Origin of the sequence: Streptomyces sp. KR80, assembly GCF_052245555.1 — a bacterium.
Lineage (GTDB): Bacteria > Actinomycetota > Actinomycetes > Streptomycetales > Streptomycetaceae > Streptomyces.
The window spans coordinates 1-595 of the sequence record NZ_JBQQCD010000053.1; the positions used below are offsets into that span (position 1 = coordinate 1).

Consider the following 595-nt stretch of genomic DNA (forward strand, 5'->3'; position numbering starts at 1 on the left):
GGTGTCCTCAAGGGCGAGGTCAAGGACGTCCTGCTGCTGGACGTCACCCCGCTGTCCCTCGGCATCGAGACCAAGGGCGGCATCATGACCAAGCTCATCGAGCGCAACACGACCATTCCGACCAAGCGCTCGGAGATCTTCACCACGGCCGAGGACAACCAGCCGTCTGTGCAGATCCAGGTCTACCAGGGCGAGCGGGAGATCGCGGCGTACAACAAGAAGCTCGGGATGTTCGAGCTGACCGGCCTTCCGCCGGCCCCGCGCGGCGTCCCGCAGATCGAGGTCACCTTCGACATCGACGCCAACGGCATCATGCACGTCTCCGCCAAGGACCTCGGCACCGGCAAGGAGCAGCGGATGACCGTCACCGGCGGCTCCGCGCTGCCGAAGGACGACATCGACCGCATGATGCGGGAGGCCGAGCAGTACGCGGAGGAGGACCACAAGCGCCGCGAGGCCGCCGAGACCCGCAACCAGGCCGAGCAGCTCGTCTACCAGACCGAGAAGTTCCTCAAGGACAACGAGGACAAGGTCCCGGGCGAGGTGAAGACCGAGGTCGAGACGGCGGTGGCCGACCTCAAGGAGAAGCTCAAGG

The 595-nt window shown here is 65.9% G+C and carries 1 protein-coding gene; it reads left to right on the forward strand.

Annotation, left to right across the window (positions count from 1 at the left end):
- Window positions 1–595: Hsp70 family protein (locus ACTWQI_RS29875; protein WP_443275232.1), on the forward strand; the 595-nt coding region annotated here is incomplete at both ends.